The 20003-nt window shown below is 57.1% G+C and carries 14 protein-coding genes and 1 other RNA gene; 6 read left to right on the top strand and 9 right to left on the bottom strand.

The genetic code is table 11. From position 1 onward, the window contains the following. The first annotated feature begins 2 nt into the window (after window positions 1–2). On the top strand, window positions 3–1670 hold the full coding sequence (locus ACTOZL_RS03715; protein ID WP_482476739.1) for a formate--tetrahydrofolate ligase: 1668 nt from the start codon (window positions 3–5) through the stop codon (window positions 1668–1670). A 55-nt stretch (window positions 1671–1725) separates the two neighbouring features. On the opposite strand, the gene ACTOZL_RS03710 is transcribed toward ACTOZL_RS03715, so the two are convergent. Beyond that, entirely contained in the window at window positions 1726–2913 is a 1188-nt protein-coding gene (locus ACTOZL_RS03710; RefSeq protein WP_482476738.1) for a tRNA(Met) cytidine acetate ligase, read from the bottom strand. Between the two features lie 158 nt (window positions 2914–3071). Between ACTOZL_RS03710 and ACTOZL_RS03705 the strand changes: the two genes are divergently transcribed. The 3 genes from ACTOZL_RS03705 to ACTOZL_RS03695 all read left to right on the top strand — a co-directional run bounded on the left by ACTOZL_RS03705 (window position 3072) and on the right by ACTOZL_RS03695 (window position 6624). After that, entirely contained in the window at window positions 3072–4277 is a 1206-nt protein-coding gene (locus ACTOZL_RS03705; protein WP_482476737.1) for an acetate/propionate family kinase, read from the top strand. A 174-nt stretch (window positions 4278–4451) separates the two neighbouring features. Further along, window positions 4452–5303: a GNAT family N-acetyltransferase gene (locus ACTOZL_RS03700; RefSeq protein WP_482476736.1), complete on the top strand. Its 852-nt coding sequence runs from the start codon at window positions 4452–4454 to the stop codon at window positions 5301–5303. Then, complete coding sequence (locus ACTOZL_RS03695; RefSeq protein WP_482476735.1) at window positions 5296–6624, top strand: MATE family efflux transporter; 1329 nt, start codon at window positions 5296–5298, stop codon at window positions 6622–6624. The genes ACTOZL_RS03700 and ACTOZL_RS03695 overlap by 8 nt, the downstream gene beginning before the upstream one ends. Before the next feature lie 58 nt (window positions 6625–6682). Here ACTOZL_RS03695 and ACTOZL_RS03690 read toward each other — a convergent pair whose 3' ends face one another. Both ACTOZL_RS03690 and ACTOZL_RS03685 read right to left on the bottom strand, forming a co-directional pair. Further along, window positions 6683–9052 (bottom strand): HAD-IC family P-type ATPase, encoded by a 2370-nt coding sequence (locus ACTOZL_RS03690; RefSeq protein WP_482476734.1) that lies wholly within the window; start codon window positions 9050–9052, stop codon window positions 6683–6685. Window positions 9053–9175: 123 nt separating this feature from the next. Continuing rightward, on the bottom strand, window positions 9176–10540 hold the full coding sequence (locus ACTOZL_RS03685; RefSeq protein WP_482476733.1) for a radical SAM protein: 1365 nt from the start codon (window positions 10538–10540) through the stop codon (window positions 9176–9178). 438 nt (window positions 10541–10978) lie between these two features. Between ACTOZL_RS03685 and ACTOZL_RS03680 the strand changes: the two genes are divergently transcribed. Then, a complete protein-coding gene (locus ACTOZL_RS03680; protein WP_482476732.1) occupies window positions 10979–11686 on the top strand; it encodes a DUF2461 domain-containing protein in 708 nt (235 codons plus the stop codon). A gap of 118 nt (window positions 11687–11804) precedes the next feature. On the opposite strand, the gene ACTOZL_RS03675 is transcribed toward ACTOZL_RS03680, so the two are convergent. The 6 genes from ACTOZL_RS03675 to ACTOZL_RS03650 form a co-directional block, all read right to left on the bottom strand. Then, complete coding sequence (locus ACTOZL_RS03675) at window positions 11805–13100, bottom strand: CapA family protein (RefSeq protein ID WP_482476731.1); 1296 nt, start codon at window positions 13098–13100, stop codon at window positions 11805–11807. Between the two features lie 10 nt (window positions 13101–13110). Next, window positions 13111–13737, bottom strand: a complete 627-nt coding sequence (locus ACTOZL_RS03670) for a flavodoxin family protein (RefSeq protein ID WP_482476730.1) — start codon at window positions 13735–13737, stop codon at window positions 13111–13113. Window positions 13738–13807: 70 nt separating this feature from the next. Further along, window positions 13808–15088: a hexokinase family protein gene (locus tag ACTOZL_RS03665; protein WP_482476729.1), complete on the bottom strand. Its 1281-nt coding sequence runs from the start codon at window positions 15086–15088 to the stop codon at window positions 13808–13810. Window positions 15089–15235: 147 nt separating this feature from the next. Then, on the bottom strand, window positions 15236–16390 hold the full coding sequence (locus ACTOZL_RS03660) for an iron-containing alcohol dehydrogenase (RefSeq protein ID WP_482476728.1): 1155 nt from the start codon (window positions 16388–16390) through the stop codon (window positions 15236–15238). A 253-nt stretch (window positions 16391–16643) separates the two neighbouring features. Beyond that, window positions 16644–16835, bottom strand: a non-coding RNA gene (gene ssrS / locus ACTOZL_RS03655) — 6S RNA. 33 nt (window positions 16836–16868) lie between these two features. After that, a complete protein-coding gene (locus ACTOZL_RS03650) occupies window positions 16869–17165 on the bottom strand; it encodes a DUF1292 domain-containing protein (protein ID WP_482476727.1) in 297 nt (98 codons plus the stop codon). Window positions 17166–17419: 254 nt separating this feature from the next. On the opposite strand from ACTOZL_RS03650, the gene ACTOZL_RS03645 reads away from it, so the two are divergent. Beyond that, complete coding sequence (locus ACTOZL_RS03645; protein ID WP_482476726.1) at window positions 17420–19813, top strand: transglycosylase domain-containing protein; 2394 nt, start codon at window positions 17420–17422, stop codon at window positions 19811–19813. The last annotated feature ends 190 nt before the right edge of the window (window positions 19814–20003 follow it).

The following is a 20003-nucleotide window of genomic DNA, read 5'->3' as shown; positions in this document are numbered from 1 at the left end:
CCATGAAAACTGACATTGAGATTGCCCAGGCCTGTGAAATGAAGGATATCCGGGAGGTTGCCAAGACCGCCGGAGTGGACGAAGCGTATTTGGAGCTCTATGGAAACCATAAGGCAAAGATTGACTACAATATGTTCCGGGAGGCCAACCAGCCTGACGGCAAGTTGATCCTGGTCACCGCCATCACCCCCACCCCCGCCGGGGAGGGTAAGACCACCACCACCGTGGGCCTGGCCGATGGCCTGCGGAAGATCGGGAAAAAGTCCGTGGTGGCCCTGCGGGAGCCCTCCCTGGGTCCTGTGTTTGGCCTCAAGGGTGGTGCCGCCGGGGGCGGTTATGCCCAGGTGGTGCCGATGGAGGACATCAACCTCCACTTCACCGGGGACTTCCACGCCATTGGCGCGGCCAACAATCTGCTGGCGGCGATGCTGGACAACCACATCCAGCAGGGGAACCAGCTGGGGATTGACGTGAAGAAGATCACCTGGAAGCGCTGCGTGGACATGAACGACCGGCAGCTCCGAAATATTGTGGACGGCCTGGGGGGCCGGATGCAGGGGGTGCCTCGCGAGGACGGCTTTGACATCACCGTGGCCTCGGAGGTTATGGCGGTGCTGTGCCTGGCGACCTCCATCTCTGATTTGAAGGAGCGGTTGAGCCGTATGGTGGTGGCTTATCGCTACGACGATACCCCCATTACCGCCGGGGACCTGAAAGCCCAGGGGGCCATGACTGCCCTGCTGAAGGATGCCCTGAAGCCCAACCTGGTCCAGACCCTAGAGGGCACCCCTGCCTTCATCCACGGCGGCCCCTTCGCCAACATTGCCCACGGCTGCAACTCCATCATGGCCACCAAGGCGGCTTTGAAGCTGGGGGATTATGCCGTCACCGAGGCGGGCTTCGGCGCGGACCTGGGGGCGGAGAAGTTCTTGGACATCAAGTGCCGCCTGGCGGGGCTGAATCCCAATGCTGTGGTGGTGGTGGCCACCGTCCGGGCCTTGAAGCACCATGGCGGCGTGGCCAAGGCGGATCTGGGCACCGAGAACTTGGAGGCATTGGAAAAGGGTCTGCCAAACCTCCTGCGCCATGTGGAGAACATCACCAAGGTCTTTGGCCTGCCCTGTGTGGTGGCCATCAACCGCTTCCCCTTAGATACCGAAGCGGAGCTGGCCCTGATCGAGAGCAAGTGCAAGGAGCTGGGGGTCAACGTGGCCCTGTCCGAGGTCTGGGCCAAGGGCGGCGAGGGCGGCAAGGCCCTGGCAGAGGAAGTGGTCCGGCTGTGTGAGCAGTCCAAGACCTATACGCCCAGCTATGCGTTGGAGAGCTCCATTGAAGATAAGCTCACCGCCATTGTCACCAAGATTTATCGGGGCAGCAAGGTGGAGCTTACCCCCAACGCCAAGAAGCAGGCCAAGCAGCTCACAGAGCAGGGCTTTGGGAACTACCCCATCTGTATGGCCAAGACCCAGTATAGCTTCTCTGACAACGCCGCCCTTCTGGGTGCGCCGGAGAACTTCACCGTTACGGTGCGGAACTTGAAGGTATCTGCTGGGGCTGGGTTTATTGTGGCCCTCACCGGGGATATCCTCACCATGCCGGGCCTGCCCAAGGTACCCGCTGCGGAGAAGATTGACGTGGACGAGCTGGGCCGGATTTCTGGCTTGTTCTGAGTTCTCAATGGCAAAAAGAAACTCCGGCCCCTGTGGGTTGGAGTTTCTTTTTCCCCTAAGGTATGATTACCGGCCCAGTCCGATACTCCGTTTCCTGGGAAATCTGCCCCAATTCCCGCTGGCACAGGCCATAGAAGCCTGTGCAGCGGGCCTCTAAGAGGAAAAGACGCTGGGCCTCCGGGGATAGCCGGGTGATATGGCCGGGCTTTACCAGGATGGGGAGGGTGGCGCGGCCCTTCATCTGCCGCAGCAACGCCTGTCCCCTGGGGGAGAAGCCCAACACCCGCAGATAGGGGGGCAGCGCTGGACGGTCTTGTTCCGTCAGCCCCAGGAAAGCCCACAGAACCAGCCGCCGGATGCGGGCATGGGTATATCGCTTGCTTTTCACTATGTTGTACAGCGTTTCCAGGGAGGTGGCCTGCTGGGCAGCCCGGTAGAGCAGACGGTCGAGACCCTCCCCGCAGTCCGGGAGCATTGCAAAGTCCGCCTCTGGCATCCCCCGCAGCCGGGCCAGGACAGCGCGGGGGCAGAAGGACAGGCTGGCGGGATTGTTTCGTAAAACCGCCTCATCCTGGGGATCCAGGAACGGGGCGAGGGTGGCGCTGTCTCCGGATAGCAGGGCATGACGGAGCTGGGAGGCCGAGCGGTGCAGCGCATTGGGCTCCATCCCGTCGTGGGCTGCGCCCTGGCGGGGGATGGTATGGGGCTGGATGCTGCTGCCCAAGGCCTGTAAGGCCCGCAGGTATTCCACCCCCAAGTTGTTGTTGGGGGTGGAAAGGCAGTCTGCCCCCTGGCCCAAACACTCCGCTGCCGCCTTTTGCCGGGCGGCAGGGAAGGGGAGGCCTTGGGCTAGATGCTTTCCAAGGGCCTCCTTCCAGAGTGGGGAATCCAAGACCGCTGCGGCGGCTTTCAAAGGGGGGAGCGTCCCCGCCTCGCTGCCAAAGGAGAGGGTGTCCACCACCCCTGTGGCGTCCAGCAGAGCCACGCCTCCCCGGGCAAAGGCCTCTGCCGAGGAGATGGCCCAGGGGGTGGGGAGTTCTAACATCAGATCCGCGCCCCCCAGCAGAGCCAGCCGGGTTCTGGTCCATTTGTCCGCCAGGGCGGCGTCCCCCCGCTGGACGAAATTGCCGCTCATGACACAGACCAGAGCACAGTTTGGAAATTCCCGGCGGAGGCTGTCCAGATGGTGGCGGTGGCCGCTGTGGAAGGGGTTGTATTCTGCGATGATACCTATGGTATGCATAAACAAAGTCCTCGGTGAAAAAAGTTTGAAATTGGGGGAAAAAACAGTTGTCCTTTTGGAGAGAATGGGATAAGATATAAGAGTATATGAACAGTTTACCCCGAAACCCCGCGGGAAGCAAGACATTCATCTTAACATAATAAGGAGTGAAAACCACAATGAAAGTTCTGGTTATCAACGCAGGCAGCTCTTCCCTGAAGTATCAGCTGCTGGATCCCGACAGCGAAGAAGTCCTGGCCAAGGGTTTGTGTGAGCGCATCGGCATCGACGGCCACCTGAAGCACACCCCCACCGGCAAGGACGTGTTCGACGCTGATGTGGACATGCCCGACCATGAGGCCGCCATCAAGGAAGTCCTGGACATCCTCCAGCACAACCACTATGGTGTCATCACCAGCATGGACGAGATCGACGCTGTGGGCCACCGTGTCGTCCACGGTGGTGAGAACTTCACCCACTCTGTGATCATCGACAACAAGGTCATGCGTGGCATTCGGGCCTGCATCCCCTTGGCTCCCATCCATAACCCCGCCAACATCACCGGTATTGAGGCCTGCATGGATGTGTTGCCCGACAAGCCCATGGTGGCTGTGTTCGACACCGCGTTCCACCAGAGCATGCCCCCCAAGGCTTTTATCTACGCTGTGCCGTACCGTTGGTACACCGAGAATAAGGTCCGCCGCTACGGCTTCCACGGCACCTCCCACCAGTATGTCTCCCAGCGGGCTGCCGAGTTGATTGGCCGCCCCATTGAGGAACTGCGTATCGTTACTTGCCACCTGGGCAACGGTGCGTCTACCTGTTCCGTGAAGTTTGGCAAGTCCATCGACACCTCCATGGGCTTCACCCCCCAGGACGGCCTGCCCATGGGTACCCGCGCCGGTGCCATCGACGCTGCCATCACCGAGTACATCGCAGACCAGCGTGGCTATTCCGCCAAGCGCGTGGAGAACGTGCTGAACAAGGAGTCCGGTATGCTGGGCGTCTCTGGCGTCTCCTCCGACTTCCGCGACCTGGAAGCTGCTGCCAGTGAGGGCAACGAGCGTGCCCAGTTGGCCATCGACATCTTCTGCTTCAAGGTCACCAAGCGCATCGGCTCCTGTGCTGCTGCCATGGGCGGTGTGGACGCAGTGGTCTTTACCGCTGGCGTAGGCGAGAACTCCGCCACCCTCCGCGCCCGGATCATGGAGGGCTTGGAGTTCCTGGGCCTGAAGATCGACCCGGAGAAGAACAACGTCCGGGGCAAGGAGGCCATCATTTCCTCCGACGACTCCCCCAATAAGATCCTCCTCATCCCCACCAACGAGGAGCTGGTGATCGCCCGTGACACCGCCCGTCTGGTCAGAGAGATCGACGATAAGTAATCAAAAACGGATCGTGTAACATCAAGCCATAGAAAGGGCACTTCCCGCTGGGAGGTGCCCTTTCCCTTGTGTCGGGAGGTCTAGGGTTCAGGATGGAGGGAGAATAGAGCAAGGATGATGAAAACCCGAACCATCCTTTGTGCTATGATTTTCGTTTAGAAGGGAGGGAGCTGGATGCAAAACCAGACACACATTACGGCCCAGGCCATTCGCTATATCGAGGGCCATCTGAATGGCAAGCTAGAGCTGGAAACCGTGGCGGCCGCGCTGCACTATTCCAAGTTCTACCTGCACCGCTGTTTTACCAAGACAGTGGGGCTGACAGTCCACGACTATGTCCAGAGACGGCAATTGACCCAGGCGGCAAAGTTTTTGGTTTTTTCGAGAAAACCAATCTTGGAGATTGCCCTAATGAGCGGCTATGAAAGCCAACAGGCGTTTACAGGGCGCTTCAAAGCGCTGTATAAAATGACCCCTGGGGACTTTCGGGAGGCAGAGGCCTTTTATCCCCTGCAACTGGAACTTCACTTGAAGGAGTTGCCAGCCGGTATGGATTGTGCAAGGGAGGCAATCCATTTTGCGGGACCTGAGGACATGGAGGACTGGATGGAGCTGGTGCGTCTCACAGTAGACGGCTACCCCTGCCTGGACCAAGGGGAGTACAGGGCGCGGTTGCGGCAGTATATCGCGTCGGAAAGGGCTCTAATCCTACGGGATGGCGGGCTGCTGATTGGCGCCATGGGGTTTTCCACTGAACCTGGGAGCATAGACTACCTGGCCATCCATCCCCAATACCGTCACCAGGGCCTTGCCCAACGATTTCTTGACTGTCTGTCGAATGGACTGCTGCGGGGCCAGACGATTACCGTGACGACCTTCCGCGCAGGGGACCGGGCGGATACGGGCTACCGGGAGGAATATCGCCGCATGGGCTTTGTGGAGCGGGAGCTCCTTGTGGAATATGGTTATCCGGTACAGCGCTTTGTGTTTCCTCCGGAAAACAAGAGGGAAGCCAGCGATGGGTGAAGTATACAGCAACCCCCTGGCCCAGCGGGCTCACGGGCCGGCCCTGCTGCGCTTTGCAGCGCCAAGCATGATTATGATGCTGTTTATGGGCTTGTACACCATAACGGATACATTTTTTGTAGCCCGTTTTGTCCATACCGACGCCTTGTCCGCCATCAATATTGTCTGTCCTGTGATCAACCTGATTGTGGGCTTGGGGACCATGCTGGCGGCAGGGGGGAGCGCCATCGTTGCGGCGAAGGTAGGACAGGGAAAGGTACGGGAGGCGCGGCAGGATTTTACTCTGATTATTTTGGTGGGACTGCTCACAGGCTTGGCCATCACCGCCCTTGGCCTGCTTTTTTTGGAGGAAATTGTCTGGGGCTTGGGGGCCAGTGAACGATTGTTTCCCTATTGCAGGGACTATCTGACCATACAACTGGTGTTTGCTGTGGGGAATATCATGCAGGTCTTATATCAAACCCTGTTTGTCACCGCAGGCAAACCCGCCTTGGGTCTGCTCCTCTCTGTGCTGGCAGGTGTTGCGAACATTGCCTTTGACGGTTTCTTTCTTGTCTTTCTGCAAATGGGAATCAAAGGAGCTGCCCTTGGGACAGGCATCGGCTCTATGATCCCGACCCTGATGGGGACGGTATTCTTTTTCACAGGCAGAAGCGAGCTGCACTTTTGTAGGCCGAGACTAGATGCCGCAGTTTTGTGGAAAAGCTGTTCCAATGGGGCTTCGGAACTGGTCAGCCAATTATCCACTGCCGTCACCACCTTTCTCTTCAATGCGTCTATGATGAAACTGTTGGGGGAGGATGGCGTGGCAGCGGTTACGGTGATGATATATGCCCAATTCCTGCTGACGGCCCTTACCATTGGCTTTTCTATGGGGGTAGCCCCTGTGATCAGCTACCACTATGGGAGTGGGGATGAGAAACAGCTCAGGAGTATCGTCTATCTTTGCTTCCGCTGTATCCTGGTGGTGTCCCTTTTCGTCTTTCTCCTTTCCTTCTTTGGCGGGGAAACCATTGCGGGGCTGTTCGCCAAGGAGAACGCGGCGGTATTTGCCATCACGAAGGAGGGCTTTTCCATCGTTTCCTTTGGGTTCCTCTTCTCTGGCTGTAATATCTTTGCCTCCGCATGCCTCACCGCGCTGTCCAAGGGAAAGGCCTCCGCGGCCATATCCTTTCTGAGGACCTTTGGATGGATCACGGTTCTTCTGCTGACGTTGCCAAAGGTATTCCAGGTCATGGGGGTTTGGCTTGCAATCCCCCTGGCGGAGCTGCTCACCCTTGGGGTGACAGTCCCGGTGGTCAGGTGTACCATAACACGATAAAAACCCCTGCGGTCCCTCACTTCTCCTCGTGAGGGGGCCGCAGGGGTATTGCATTTGATTATTCTGCGTACTTCCCACCGCTGACGCGGTTGAACAACAAGCCGCCGCCTTCCAGCAGCTTGTTTAGCAGCCAGATAACCGAGGGGATCAGGAGGATAAACACCGTCAACACCAGGAAGCTGCCAAAGTCCAGGGCGGACAGGGAGAACGCGCCGGGGAAGAAGAGGAGGATCACTAAGAGCAGGAGGATCAACGCCCCCATCATCCCCAAGTGCAGCAGGTTTACCGGCTTGGCTACCTTCCAAATCATGAAGAACCCCACAATGGTCACCAACAGGGCGGTGATGGTGGAAATCTGGTCGTTATCCATTTGGAACGCCTGTTGGAAGAGCAAGACGAAGATGATGATGAACAAGTCCGTAAACGCCGCCGGGAGAGCCCGGAGGATGGCGTTGCGCAGGAACTGTCCACTGACCAGGTTTTCATTGGGCTCCAAGGCCAGGACGAAGGAGGGAATGCCAATGGACACCAGGCTCATCAAGGTGAGCTGAGAGGGGGTCAGGGGATAGGAAAACACTGCCGTGATGGAGATAACAGCCAGGATCAGGGAGAAGATATTTTTCACCAGGTAGAGGGAGGCGGAGCGCTCAATGTTGTTGATGACCCGCCGCCCCTCCGCCACCACGTCGGGCATGGAGGAGAAGTCAGAGTTCATCAGCACCAGGTCGGAGATCTGGGCGGCTACATCGCTGCCGGAGGCCATAGCAATGGAGCAGTCAGCCTCCTTGAGGGCCAGCACGTCGTTGACCCCATCTCCGGTCATGGCCACGGTATGCCCCGCCTTTTGCAGGGCCTGGATGAGTAGTTTCTTCTGGTTGGGTTTCACCCTGCCAAAGACGTTGTATTCCTGGCAGGCGGCCTCCACATCCTCGTAGTTTTTCAGGGTGGAGGCGTCCACATAGCGCTCCGCGCCCTGGATTCCCGCCTCTTTGGCGGCAGCGGATACGGTAACGGGATTGTCCCCGGAGATCACCTTTACCGTGACCCCTTGTTGGTGGAAAAACGCAAAGGTTTCCTTGGCCTTTTCCCGCACCGGGTTTTTCAGGCACACAAACGCTAAGGCGCTGGGGGAGGCAATGCCCCGGCCGTCAGGGCCCGGCTTGCAGGCGGCCAGAAGCAACACCCGGCTGCCGTCGGCCATGGCCTCTTCGGCGGTGGCGCGGTAAGGGGCGTAGGCCTCTCCTAAGATGAACTCTGGGGCCCCCAGGACGTAACACTCCTCCATATTGTAGGCCACGGCGCTGTATTTGGTCTCCGAGGAGAAGCCCAGGACCTGGACGGCATTCCGGGCCCCCTCCCGTTTCAGGGCCTTTTGCAGGGCAACCATGGTCTCGTTGTCCGGCTCCATGTTGGAGACGAAGTCAGAGAGCACGGTGGTCAGAGCTTCCTGGCTGAGATCGGGGCTGAGGGGGATCAAGCCCTGATAGGCCATCTCCGGCTGGGTGATGGTGCCGGTCTTGTCTACACACAGCACGTCCACCCGGGCCAAGGTCTCTGTACACTTCAAGTCCTGGACCAGGGTGCCCTTGGTGGCCAGCCGGGCCACACTGGTGGCCAAGGCTACGCTCACCAGGAGGTACAGCCCCTCCGGGATCATGCCAATGACGGCAGCGGCGGTGGTCTCCACCCCTTCCTTCACGGACAGGCCCAGCAGGGCCGTCTGCCGGTGGAAGAGCAACAGGCCAATGGGGATGATGAGGATGCCAATGACCAGGAGCAGGCGGTTGAGGGAGCGCATCATGCCGGGCAGATGGCTCTTTTTGGATTTCTTGGCCTCGTTGGTTAGCTGGGACGCGTAGGATTCTGCCCCCACCTTGGTGAGGCAGGCCCGGCACTTCCCGGAAACCACGAAACTGCCGGAGAGGAGGGTGTCCCCTGGGCTTTTGGCGATCTCGTCGGATTCACCGGTGATGAGGGATTCGTTTACCTGGACAGAACCGGACACCACTTGGGCGTCGGCAGTGATCTGGTTCCCTGCCCCCAGCACTACCAGGTCGTCCTTCACCAGGCTGCTGGTGGGGACAGTAACGGACTTGCCGTCCCGGATCACCTGGGATTTAGGGGCGGAGAGTAGGGAGAGCTCGTCCAGCTTTTTCTTGGACAGAAGTTCCTGGACAATGCCAATGGCGGTGTTGGCCAGGACTACCCCTAGGAAAAGCAGCTCGTCAAAGGAGCCCACGGCGATGAGAATGCCAGCCAGGACGAAGAAGATGAGGTTGAAGAAGGAAAAGACGTTTTCCAGCACGATCCGCTGTACGGACTTGGTGGGGGACTCTGGCGGGGTATTCTCCAGGCCGGCGTCTCTACGCTTTTGGACCTGCGCGGAGGTGAGGCCTTGGGTGGGGTAGTCTTTTGTATTTGCAGACATAGTCGTACCTCTCAGTTGGGACAAAGTGGAAAAACCGGAGGCCTGTGGGTGAATCCCGACAGGCCTCCGGTATTCATACCAAAGGTATCATACACTTTTTTGACAAAATGTGCAATATCTTCCTTAGGTTTCGCCGCAGCTCACACAGCCATGGGCACAGCCCCAGAGCTTTTCAGAGGTGGGCCGCCAGTTTTCGGCATAGGCATCGCACTTGGAGCAGAGCTCCTCCACCGTTTCGGGGGACTCCATGTCCGTGGACGCGGACTGGGTTTTGTTGACCATATCCCGCAGGGCCTGAGGATTCTCCAACATGGGGCAGGGGCGCAGGTGGTTGTCGTTGAAGGGCTGCCCGTCATGGTAGGCCTTAAACAGGGGGGAGCGCAGGGCTTCCAGCAAGGTCTTTTCCCGGATGTTGGAGTCGGAGTAGTGGATGAACACGCAGGGGTCGCAGTCGCCGTTGGCGTTGATGTGCAGATAGCGCCGCCCACCGGCGATGCAGCCACCCACATACTCGCCGTCGTTCTGGAAGTCCATCATGAAGATGGGCTTGGTATTGCGCATGGAGCGGATCTGGTGATACATATATTCCCGCTGCTCCGGCGTGGGCATGAGCTCAGGCACGGCGTCCTTGCCCACGGGCATGTAGTGGAAGTACCACACAAAGAATGCGCCCCACTCCACCAATTGGTCGATATAGGCCTCGGAGCTGACGTCCTTGACGTTGTTGCTGGTGTAGCAGGTGGACACGCCGAAGGGCAGGCGGTGCTCCTTAAGCAGTTTCATGGCCTTGACCACCTTGGCGTAGGTGCCGTTGCCCCGGCGGGAATCGGTGGCCTCCTCAAAACCCTCCACGCTGATAACAGGGACGAAGTTTTTCACCTTAGCCATGCCCTGGGCAAACTCCTCGTCGATGAGGGTGGCATTGGTGAAGCACATAAAGATGGCATCGTTGTGGGCTTCACAGAGCTTCAAAAGATCATGCTTCCGCACCAGGGGTTCGCCGCCGGTGTAGATGTAGAAATAAGTGCCCATGTCCTTGCCTTGGCGGATGATGTCGTCGATTTCCTCATAAGACAGGTTCAGCTTATTGCCATATTCCGCTGCCCAGCAGCCCTTGCAGTGGAGGTTACAGGCGGAGGTGGGGTCCAACAGGATGGCCCAGGGGACGTTGCAGTCATATTTCTGGCGGATTTCGTCACCCTTCTTCCAGCCGGTGATGCTGGCGTTGAGGAAGAAGTTGGACAGTAGGGTTTCCGTGAAGCCCAGGTCCATTTCTGTCATCATCCGCACCACCAGCTTGTGGGAGGTGGCGTCCTCATTGCTGACGGCTTCGCGGACGGCCGCCCGCTGGCGAGGGAAACTTTGAGGACCGTCACCAGCGAATTTGTCGATCATGTCCATCACATGGACCAGGTTCTTAATGGGATCCTTCTCAATGTAAGAGAAGGCTTGATTGAGTGCAAATTTTTTGATGCTGTTGCCAAGCATAACGACTTCCTCCTTGTCTCTTTTAGGTGTCTTATATCAAACTCTGAATACAGAATTGGTCAGTATAGATGAAAGTAAATTTAAAAAACATGATATCACAAAATGTGGCAGTACTTCAAGAGAAAATGGTAAAAAAAGAAAGAATAAATTGAAAATTAGGCAGAACTACAAAAATGCCTAGCATCTTCCGTTTCAATCCCGATGTATTATACACCTTTATATCCTATAATGCAAGCACTTCTCTAGGAAATATTTCTTAATGAAAAGCTAAAGAAAATAAAAAGAAGCAATATTAAAGTGGCAATGAAGCTGAGATGGGAGTATGTTTGACACAGGGCGGGGTATCAGCCTTTGGTTGAAAAAACAAGAGGAATGTGGTAGGATGGCCGGGAAAGTATAGGCATCAGCAGAAGTAAAATAACCCGAACAGGGGATTCTATGCACCGGCAAGCCAAATTCCTGCCGGGGGAAGGAGAAGGCATGGACAAGAGATTTTCAGAGGAGACCATCCGCTTTTTCTGGGAGCTACAGCTCAACAACGACCGGGACTGGTTTCAGGCCCACAAGCAGCGCTATACCGATTACGTAGTTACGCCTCTGCGTCAATTGGCGCAGGAGGTGTACGACCGATTTTTGGAGGCGCATTCTGACCTGTCCCTGACTCTGCGGGTCAGCCGCATTTACCGGGATGCCCGCCGCCTCTACGGCAAGGGCCCGTATAAAAAGAGCATGTGGTTTACCTTCCGCACGGCGGGGGAGGATTGGAGCCGTCAGCCCGCCTTTTGGTTTGAGGTCCGGGCGGAGGGCTACAACTACGGCATGGGCATTTACAGTGCCGCCCCGGCCACCATGGCCCGCTTCCGCCGGGAGATTGACCAGCACCCGGCGGCCATCCGAGCATTGGCCCAGGACTTTGCCAAACAGGAGCGCTTTGTCCTAGAGGGGGAGAGCTATAAGCGCCCCAAGGGGACGCCCCCAGCCCCTCTGGACCAGTGGTATAACCGGAAGAGTATCAACCTGTGCAGTTACCATCCTGTGGACCAGCAGCTTTACAGTGGGGACTTGGCGGAGTTGTTATTGGAGGATTTTACGGCGCTGTTGCCGTACTATCGCTATTTCCAAACACTGTGTACCCGTGAGGACTGAGGATGCAGCATCGTTTCCGTTAAGATATGCACACCGTGGTACCCTTATAACTGGATTCTTTATAATCAGAGACGGCCGCTGGAACATCAGCGGCCGTCTCTGTGTTGCTGTAGGGAAGCTATGCGGCGCTCTGCTGGCCGCCGGCGCCGCCCTGGGATTGGCTGGCGGTGGCGTTTACATAGTCGAATGCCTCACCCAGGATGTTGTGGCAGCCTGTCAGGGCGTATTGGAGTTTTTGGTATACCTGGTCGGTGACCACAGAGGTGTCGCCGGAGTCGTGGGCTTCCATCCCTGCGTGGACATCCAGGATGTAATACTGCTCATCTGCCCCAGTGCCCCGGTTCAGCACCAGCAGGGGGACATAACTCACCTTGGATACAGTGGTTTTCCCGGTGGTGAAATCCTTGGTGAGTTCCAAGTTCAGAATGGCGGTGGTGTCGCTGTAGTTTACATTCACCGTTTCAGGGCTCTGGTTGGAGATGAAGTTCCCCAGGGAGTAGCACACGAAGCCGGAACGGGTGCTGCCATCGGCCAGGGTGACGGTCCGGGTCATCATGGGCTGGGGGACATGGGAGTGGCTGCCCAGGACCAGGTCCGCACCGTTTTCAATGAGGAAGTCCGCCACCTTGTCCTGGTAGGCGTTCTGGGTGGTTTGATACTCGACGCCCCAGTGGACCATCACCGCGATGAGATCGGGGTTCAGGCTCTTGGCGTAACTCATCTCCTGGAAGAGCTTGGACTCATCCAAGGTGGAGCAGCTTGTGGTGTAGTCGCTGTTGAAGCGGTTCAGGCAGAAGTCGTTTTCCCCAGAGATGGGGATGCCGTTGGTGCCATAGGTGTAGCCCAGGAATGCGACAGAGATGCCCCCCACGTCGGCCACCACCACGCCTTTATTGGCGGCGAACTCTTCCTGGCTGCGGAAGGAACCCACGTGGGCTAGGCCTGCCTCGTCCAGCACATCCAGGGTCCGGGATAGGCCGGAGAAACCCTTGTCCATACTGTGGTTGTTGGCGGTGGTCACCAGATCAAAGCCCACCTCTTTGAGGTTATGGGCCAGGGCATCCGGGGCACAGAACTGGGGATAGCCAGAATAGGGCGGGCCATTGAGGGTGGTTTCCAGGTTGGCGACGGCGAAATCGGCCTGTTCAATCCAAGAGCGGACGAACTGGAAACAGTGGAGGTAGCTGTAAGTATCCGTGGCGGAATCGTAAGCGTCGTTGGTTTGGGGAGTATGGCTCATGGTGTCACCGCAGACAGCCAGGGTGGCGGTGATGGGGGCTTGGGAATCGGCATTCTGAGGCCCGCCAGGCCCCCCGGTGGTTTCGTTGGAGTCTTTATAGAGTCCAAGGAAGATCAAGACGATGCATGCGGCCAGTACGGCCAGGGCAAAAAAACTGAGCTTTCGACGCATCATGCCACCCTCCTCAGCGAATAAAGTTTGTGTAATGCTTTTTGGGCAGCTCCGGCGGGGGGAGCTGGGCTTGGCCTATGGCCATGACCTTCATCAGATAGGCCATGGTATGGGCCAGGACTTGCAGGGTCTGGACACCTTCCGCATCCTGTTCCAGCTCCCCAGGACTGTTGCCGAAAGCCAGGGGCCAGTAGAGGGAGCCAGGGATGAGCATTTGGGCATAGTTCAAATAATGGATGAGCTGGTCAATGGCATTCACAGCCCCGGCCCGACGGGCCACCGCCACAGGGGCTCCTACTTTGAGGCGGAGTTTCCTGCCGTTGTTCATGTCGATGCAGCCAGTGCGATCCATAAAACAGCGCATCCCGCTGGTGATGGAGGCAAAATAGACTGGGGAGGCGAACACCAAGGCGTCGGCTTGAATCATGGTCTCGTAGAGGGCGTTGAGCCCGTCGTCAGGTAAGACACAGCGATGGGTCTTGGCACAGCGGAAACAGCCGGTGCAGGGGGCGAGGTCCTTTCCCACGTGGAGGATTTCAAAGTCTATCCCCTCATCCTTGAATGCTTTCCCCATAATATCCAGGGCCAGACGGGTGTTGCCGTTGGCGTGGGGGCTGCCATTGATGCCGATCACTTTCATATTTATGTCTCCTTACTATCGTGAACCGGGGGCATTGACCCGCCGGTGTATCTATCCAAAGGTGAGAGGCTCAGCCATTGTAACAGGCTGCCAGGGCGGCACCAATGGCTGGGGATGCCAGCCCTGGGCTAAGGGTAACGTGTAAGCCCAGAACATCCCGTGTGAATCCTTGCAGTTGTTCTTCCAATAAGCTCCGCAGGCGGGGGGACTGGAAAGCCTCTCCCCACAGGCCTACGCAGGGGGGATGTTCCGCGTCCTGCCCAGCCCCCACAAAGGAGAGTACGGCGGAGAGACTGGCGCACACCAGGCGGACAGCCCGTTCCAGTACGGCATGGGCCACCGCCAACCCCACCTCACGGTCTTGGGGTTCCCGGCAGAAGTGGGCTAGGGTCCTGCCTCGGATGGGGTCATCTAAAAAGTCCAGCACAGCGTCCAGGCCTAAATAGGTCAGGGAGAGGACGTCCCGGCTGCACCCAAAGGAGAGGAGCTTGCGCTCTGCCGCTTTGATCATGGTCAGGCGATAAATCTCCCCCAGATAATCCGTGGAGACCATTTTTAGGTACAGGTCCTGCCCGGGGCCGTAGCAGTCCCGGTCCTTGCTGTAGTCCACCATACCGAAGGGGACGCATTGGGCGCTGGAAAAGCCTCCGTCAAAGAGCATAAGCTTTCCGTCGATCCCCGGCCAGCGCAGGACAATGCTGCCGGGGGCGGTGAAGCCCAAGTCTATATTGCTGCCCCAACTGAGCCCCAAGCAACGGGTTCCAGGAGCCTGGGCAACGCTGGTGGCCAGGAGCACCGCGTCTGGTTCGCTTACCAACACCATGGGCAAGCTGGGGCAACCCCGGCTTTGCAGTTCTGCCCGCAGCAGGGCAAGTACAGATTGGCCGCTGAATTCGCTGACCGTCATGGAACCGGGAAAGCGGCGGATACACCCGTCCCCTTTGCCGTCGTAGTCCACAGGGAAGGGGAGGCACAGGGCAAAGCGGTTGGCCTGCCCCAGCAGGGGTTCTACCAGTTCTGCCACGGCGTACAATATATCTTCCAACGGCGCGGGATACTCCCGGCCAGGGATGGGAAAGCTGTTTTCTTCCCGGCAGGCAGGCTTGTCCTCGGAAAAATCCACCAGGCAGACCCGAACCTCCCGGTCGTCTAACACCGCTACAGCCACCACTTCGCCCCGCGTTGGGGAACCAAAGGGGGCCAGGAAGGTGGGCAGCATGGGAACGGTGGAGACGCCGCCGTAAAGGGAAATGCGCATTTGCGAGAGGAAGAGCTGGGTCAGGGTGCGCAGGTCCAAGCTGTCAGCCGTCATGCTGCTCTGGCGGAGCAGGCCGGTGAGGGATTCGGTCATGGGACAAGGCCTCCTAGCTATAGAATCGTCAGAATATACCTATTATAACATCTTTTGAAAAAAGATAAAGCCCTTCTGGGGTATTTTCGTAAGAAAAAAGGGACCGGCGAAAGCCGGTCCCTTTTGTAAGATACCTTGCCAGAAGGATTACTTGTACATAGCCTTGTGATACAGGGCCTCGACGTCCTTCACGGTGGTGATTCTGGGGTTGACGGTGACGTTGCCGCTCTTCATGGCGTCAACAGCCATCTGAGGAATCTTGTCCTCGGTCACGCCCACGTCTGCCAGGCAGGCGGGGATGCCCAGGTCAACATTCAGCTGACGCAGAGCGTCGCACAGCATCTGGGGCACGAAGTCAGCGCCGGCTTCCTTACCAGTGATGTACTGATAGATGTTAGCATAGCGCTCGTCGCTGGCCAGAGCGTTGAACTCGAAGATGGTGGGCATCAGCACAGCGTTGGCCACACCATGGGCAACGTGGAAGAAAGCGGAAACAGGGTGGGACATAGCGTGGATGTCACCCAGACGGTTGTTGGCGAAAGCAATGCCAGCGAAGGTGGAACCCAGCATCATAGCGCAAGCAGCATCGGCATCGTTGCGGCGAGCCACGAACTTACGAATGTTGGCGCCGATGAGCTCCATAGCCTTCTCGCCCATAGCCATGGCGAAGGGGTTGGCATCGGTGTTGATGTAGGACTCCATAGCATGGATCAGGGCGTCCACGCCGCAGGCAGCTGCCACGGAAGCGGGAGCGGTCATGATCAGTTCGGGATCCAGGATTGCATAGGTGGGGGAGATCTCCGGGCCCAGGACGGACAGCTTGTAGTTGCGGGCTTCGTCGGTGATAACGGCAGCCACGGTAACCTCGGAGCCAGTGCCGGCGGTGGTGGGGACAGCGATCAGGGGATCAATGGGGCCGGGAACCTTGCCCACGCCTTCGTAGTCGGTGATGGAGCCGCCGAACTTAGCAACGACGCCAACAGCCTTAGCAACGTCCATGGGGGAGCCGCCGCCCAGCGCCAGGATGGAGGTGGCGCCAGCAGCCTTGTACTGTGCAGCGCACTCATTGACAATGTCAACGGTGGGGTTGGGCAGAACGTCCAGATACTCGCTGTACTTGAGGTTGCCAGCCTTGACGATCTCGCGGACCTTGTCCACGACGCCGATGGCCTCCAGGCCACGGTCGGAGATGATCATCACGTTGTCGGAGCCGCAAGCCTTCAGGAAGTCAGGCAGCTTCTTCAAAGCGCCCATACCAAACTGACAGTTCTGAGGAATGATGAAACCGAAATCTTTAATCATGGGAATCGCATCCTTTCCAAAATACTCAATAGTGCCTTGGGCGGTTTAACCACAAACTTGGCTAAAACTCCCGTTGCATTTAGTATAACATTAAAAGGGTAGCCTTGCAAGTTATTATCACCTGAAAATATATCACAATAACGCAGGCTCTTTTTTGGGTATAATGTACACTTGACAGCTGGGGCAGGGAAACGGGTTTGGGGAAACGGCAAAAACTCCGTCAAAACAGCAAAAAAAGCGTTAAAAAAGCAAAAAATACCCCGCTCTGGCCGTGGGGACCCGTTTAAAACCTGCACAGAATGGCAGGTGGGTTGCCTCCGCCGTGCTTCTCTGCTTCCAACTTCCAACCGGAGGTCGGGAGGCCTGCAATTCACACAGCGAGTGAGCGTCCCGTTTCAAAAATGTGGGTTTAAAAGAGTCCGATTCACGCACCGAGCAGGGTATTTCCCTGTCGTTTATTTACTTGTCTGGGCCAGGCTTATGGTTCCTCGCCCTCTTCGTCGGGGAAGAGCTCTTCCATGAACGCGCCGTACACAGCCTCGACCTCGTTGTCATCGTCTAGGGTGGAGAGGATTTCCTCGCCGTTTTCCTGGATGACCTTGAGCAGGATGAGGCCCATTTCCTCCTCGTCTACCTCTTCGCCTTCCTTGACGGCGGGGAAGAAGGCCATATAGGTCTGGCCTTGGAACTCCATGGTGTCCAGATGTTCCAGCTCAAACTCATTGCCCTCGTCATCGGTGACGGTGATGAAGTTGGCACCGTATTCTTCACTCATTGTGTCAGTCTCCGTTCTCTTGGCTGAGTCCTATTGTACGACGGGATGAGGAAAAAAGCAAGGGAGAAAATCAGAAAAATTTTAGAATCTGAGAAGATATCTTAAGAATTAACGGCTGGACAAATAAAAAAGCTGTGCTATAATAGGCTCTGATAGACTGCGGCACAGTTTATCCTGAAGGTTTTGCATGGAACAGACACGGCTGTGGGGGCGTGTGGAAGCGCTTCTATACAGATACATTTGGAGGTGTCACATTGGATCAACGCAGACAATATGATTATGACCATGACCGCGGTGGAGGCAGCCGCCGGCCAGAGCGCCGGAGCCCCCGCCGCCCGGAGCGAAAGCGAAAGAAGAAGGACCATAAGGTGAGGAGAGTCCTCCTGACCATCCTGCTCATCGTGCTCATCACAGGGGCCATCCTGGTGTGTATGTCAGCGATGTATATTAAGAATGTCATCATTCCCCAGGCGGGGCTGGATATGGCGGACTATACGGCCAAGCTTACCACCACGATGCACTACAAGGATCCCGGGACGGGAGAATATGTAGAGATGCAAACCCTCTATGCAGAGGAAAACCGGGTATGGGTGGAGCTGAGAGAGATTCCCGAAAACCTCATCAAGGCCACGATAGCCATTGAGGACAAGCGTTTCTATGACCACCATGGCGTGGACTGGGTCCGTACCTGTAGAGGTATTTTGAATATGTTTACAGGGAGGAAGATCGTGGGTGGTTCCACGCTGACCCAGCAGCTCATCAAGAATATGACCACCGACGATGAGGTTACAGTAAAGCGGAAGGTCATGGAGATTTTCCGGGCCTTGGAATTGGAGAAGAACTACACCAAGGAGGCCATCCTAGAGTGGTATCTGAACTATATCTACTTGGGACAGGGCTGCAACGGTGTGTATACCGCCTCTTATAAGTATTTTGGTAAGCCTGTTTCTGAGCTGAGCTTGGCAGAGTGTGCCAGCCTCATCGGCATCACCAACAACCCCTCCAAGTATGACCCTTTGGGCAAGTTGGAGGTGACGGACCCGGAGACCGGCGAAGTCAAGACCTCTGAGGACTTTAACAAAGAACGCCAGGTGAGCATTCTGAACGCCATGTGTGATCAGAAGATGATTTCTGAAGCGGAACGGGATGTGGCCATTGCCGAACCTCTGGATTTCAGCCAAGGCCGGGACACAGAGAAGAACTCCCGTATTTATACCTGGTACCAGGATGCGGTGATCAACCAGGTCCTGGACGACTTGCAGACTACCTATAACTGGTCCAGGGAGTTTGCAAAGACCAAGCTCTATGCCGGCGGCTTGGAGATTTATACCTGCATGAATCCCAATGTGCAGGCGGCGGTGGACGCTGTCTATGGCGACATCAACAACCTAAACTATACCTCTGCCGCAGGGCAAAAGCTACAGTCTGCTATCACTGTTGTCGATAATGAAACGGGGGAAGTGGTGGCCATGGCCGGGGGCATGGGCCCCAAAACCACCAGCTTGACCTGGAACCGGGCCACCGATTCTCTGCGGCCCCCGGGGTCCTCCATTAAACCCCTAGCGGTCTATGCCCCAGCCATTGAGTTGGGCATCGTGACCCCTTCGTCCACGGAAGAAGACAGCTATTTTAAGCCCGAGGACAAGTGGCCAGTGAACGCCAGCGGAAAATTCTCTGGTACAGTTTCCATTGCTTATGCGGTGGAGCAGTCCATCAATACTGTGGCGGTCAAAACCCTGGATAAGGTGGGCTGCCAGACCAGTTTTGAGTTTATGCGGGATCGGTTCCACATCCAGCTAGTGGAAAACCGGAACATCGGTGGCAAGACGTTTTCAGACATCGGCCATGCGCAATTGGGCTTGGGTGGCCTCACGGATGGTGTGAGTACCTTTGATATGGCCGCTGCTTACTCGGTGTTCCCCCGCCAGGGCACCTATATTGCACCTCGCTTGTATACTTTGGTACTGGATAAGACAACAAAAGAAATCATTCTTCAAAACGACCAAAAGAAAGAGGAAAATGCCCTCTCTCAGCGCACTTGCTACTATATGACCAACATGCTCAAGCAGGTGGTAGCTAGGGGCACAGGTACAGCGGCCAACTTCTCTGGTCAGGAGATCGCGGGTAAGACAGGGACCACTACCGCCCGTAAGGATTTGTGGTTCGTGGGCTATACACCCTATTATACCGCCGCAGTCTGGACGGGCTACGACCAGCAGGAACGTCTGGCGAATTATTTGAAGAACCCCTCTACAGGCATGTTCAAGCAGGTCATGTCCAAGATCCATGCAGGCTTGGCCTACAAGGACTTCAACAAGCCCGACACCAGCGGCATGAAGAGCGTGACTTACTGCTCTGTGAGTGGTATGCTGCCCACCTCGGCCTGCGCGGGCCATCTGGTCACTGGCAGCTTCTTCCCCGAGGATGTGCCCAAGGGGACCTGCACCATCCACACATCCAAGCCGGCGGAGGAACCGGAGGAGCCCAACGAGGAGGAGCCGGGCGGCCAGGAGCCTGGTGGAAACACCACCAACCCGCCCACCACCAACCCGGGAGGGAACGAGCCCAACACCCCGGACCCGCCCGCTGTGAACCCAGATCCGCCTCCCGTGACCCCAGACCCACCCCCGGACGCGGGGACGGAATAGCCCCCCCCAGGTATAAAATATTCCCCAGGAGGCGGACCCACCAACAGGGTCCGCCTCCTGTCCATTGGGGGAAGGCCGGGGATTTTGACGATATGACTGAAAATAGGGGAGAGGTTTTGGAAAAACTGTGGTTCGGGCAAATACTTTTTGTTGCAGTGTTTCCAAGAGTGTGGTACAATAGCTCTCGATA

The organism is Evtepia sp., assembly GCF_056797215.1.
This window is presented reverse-complemented; position numbering and strand designations above follow the sequence as displayed.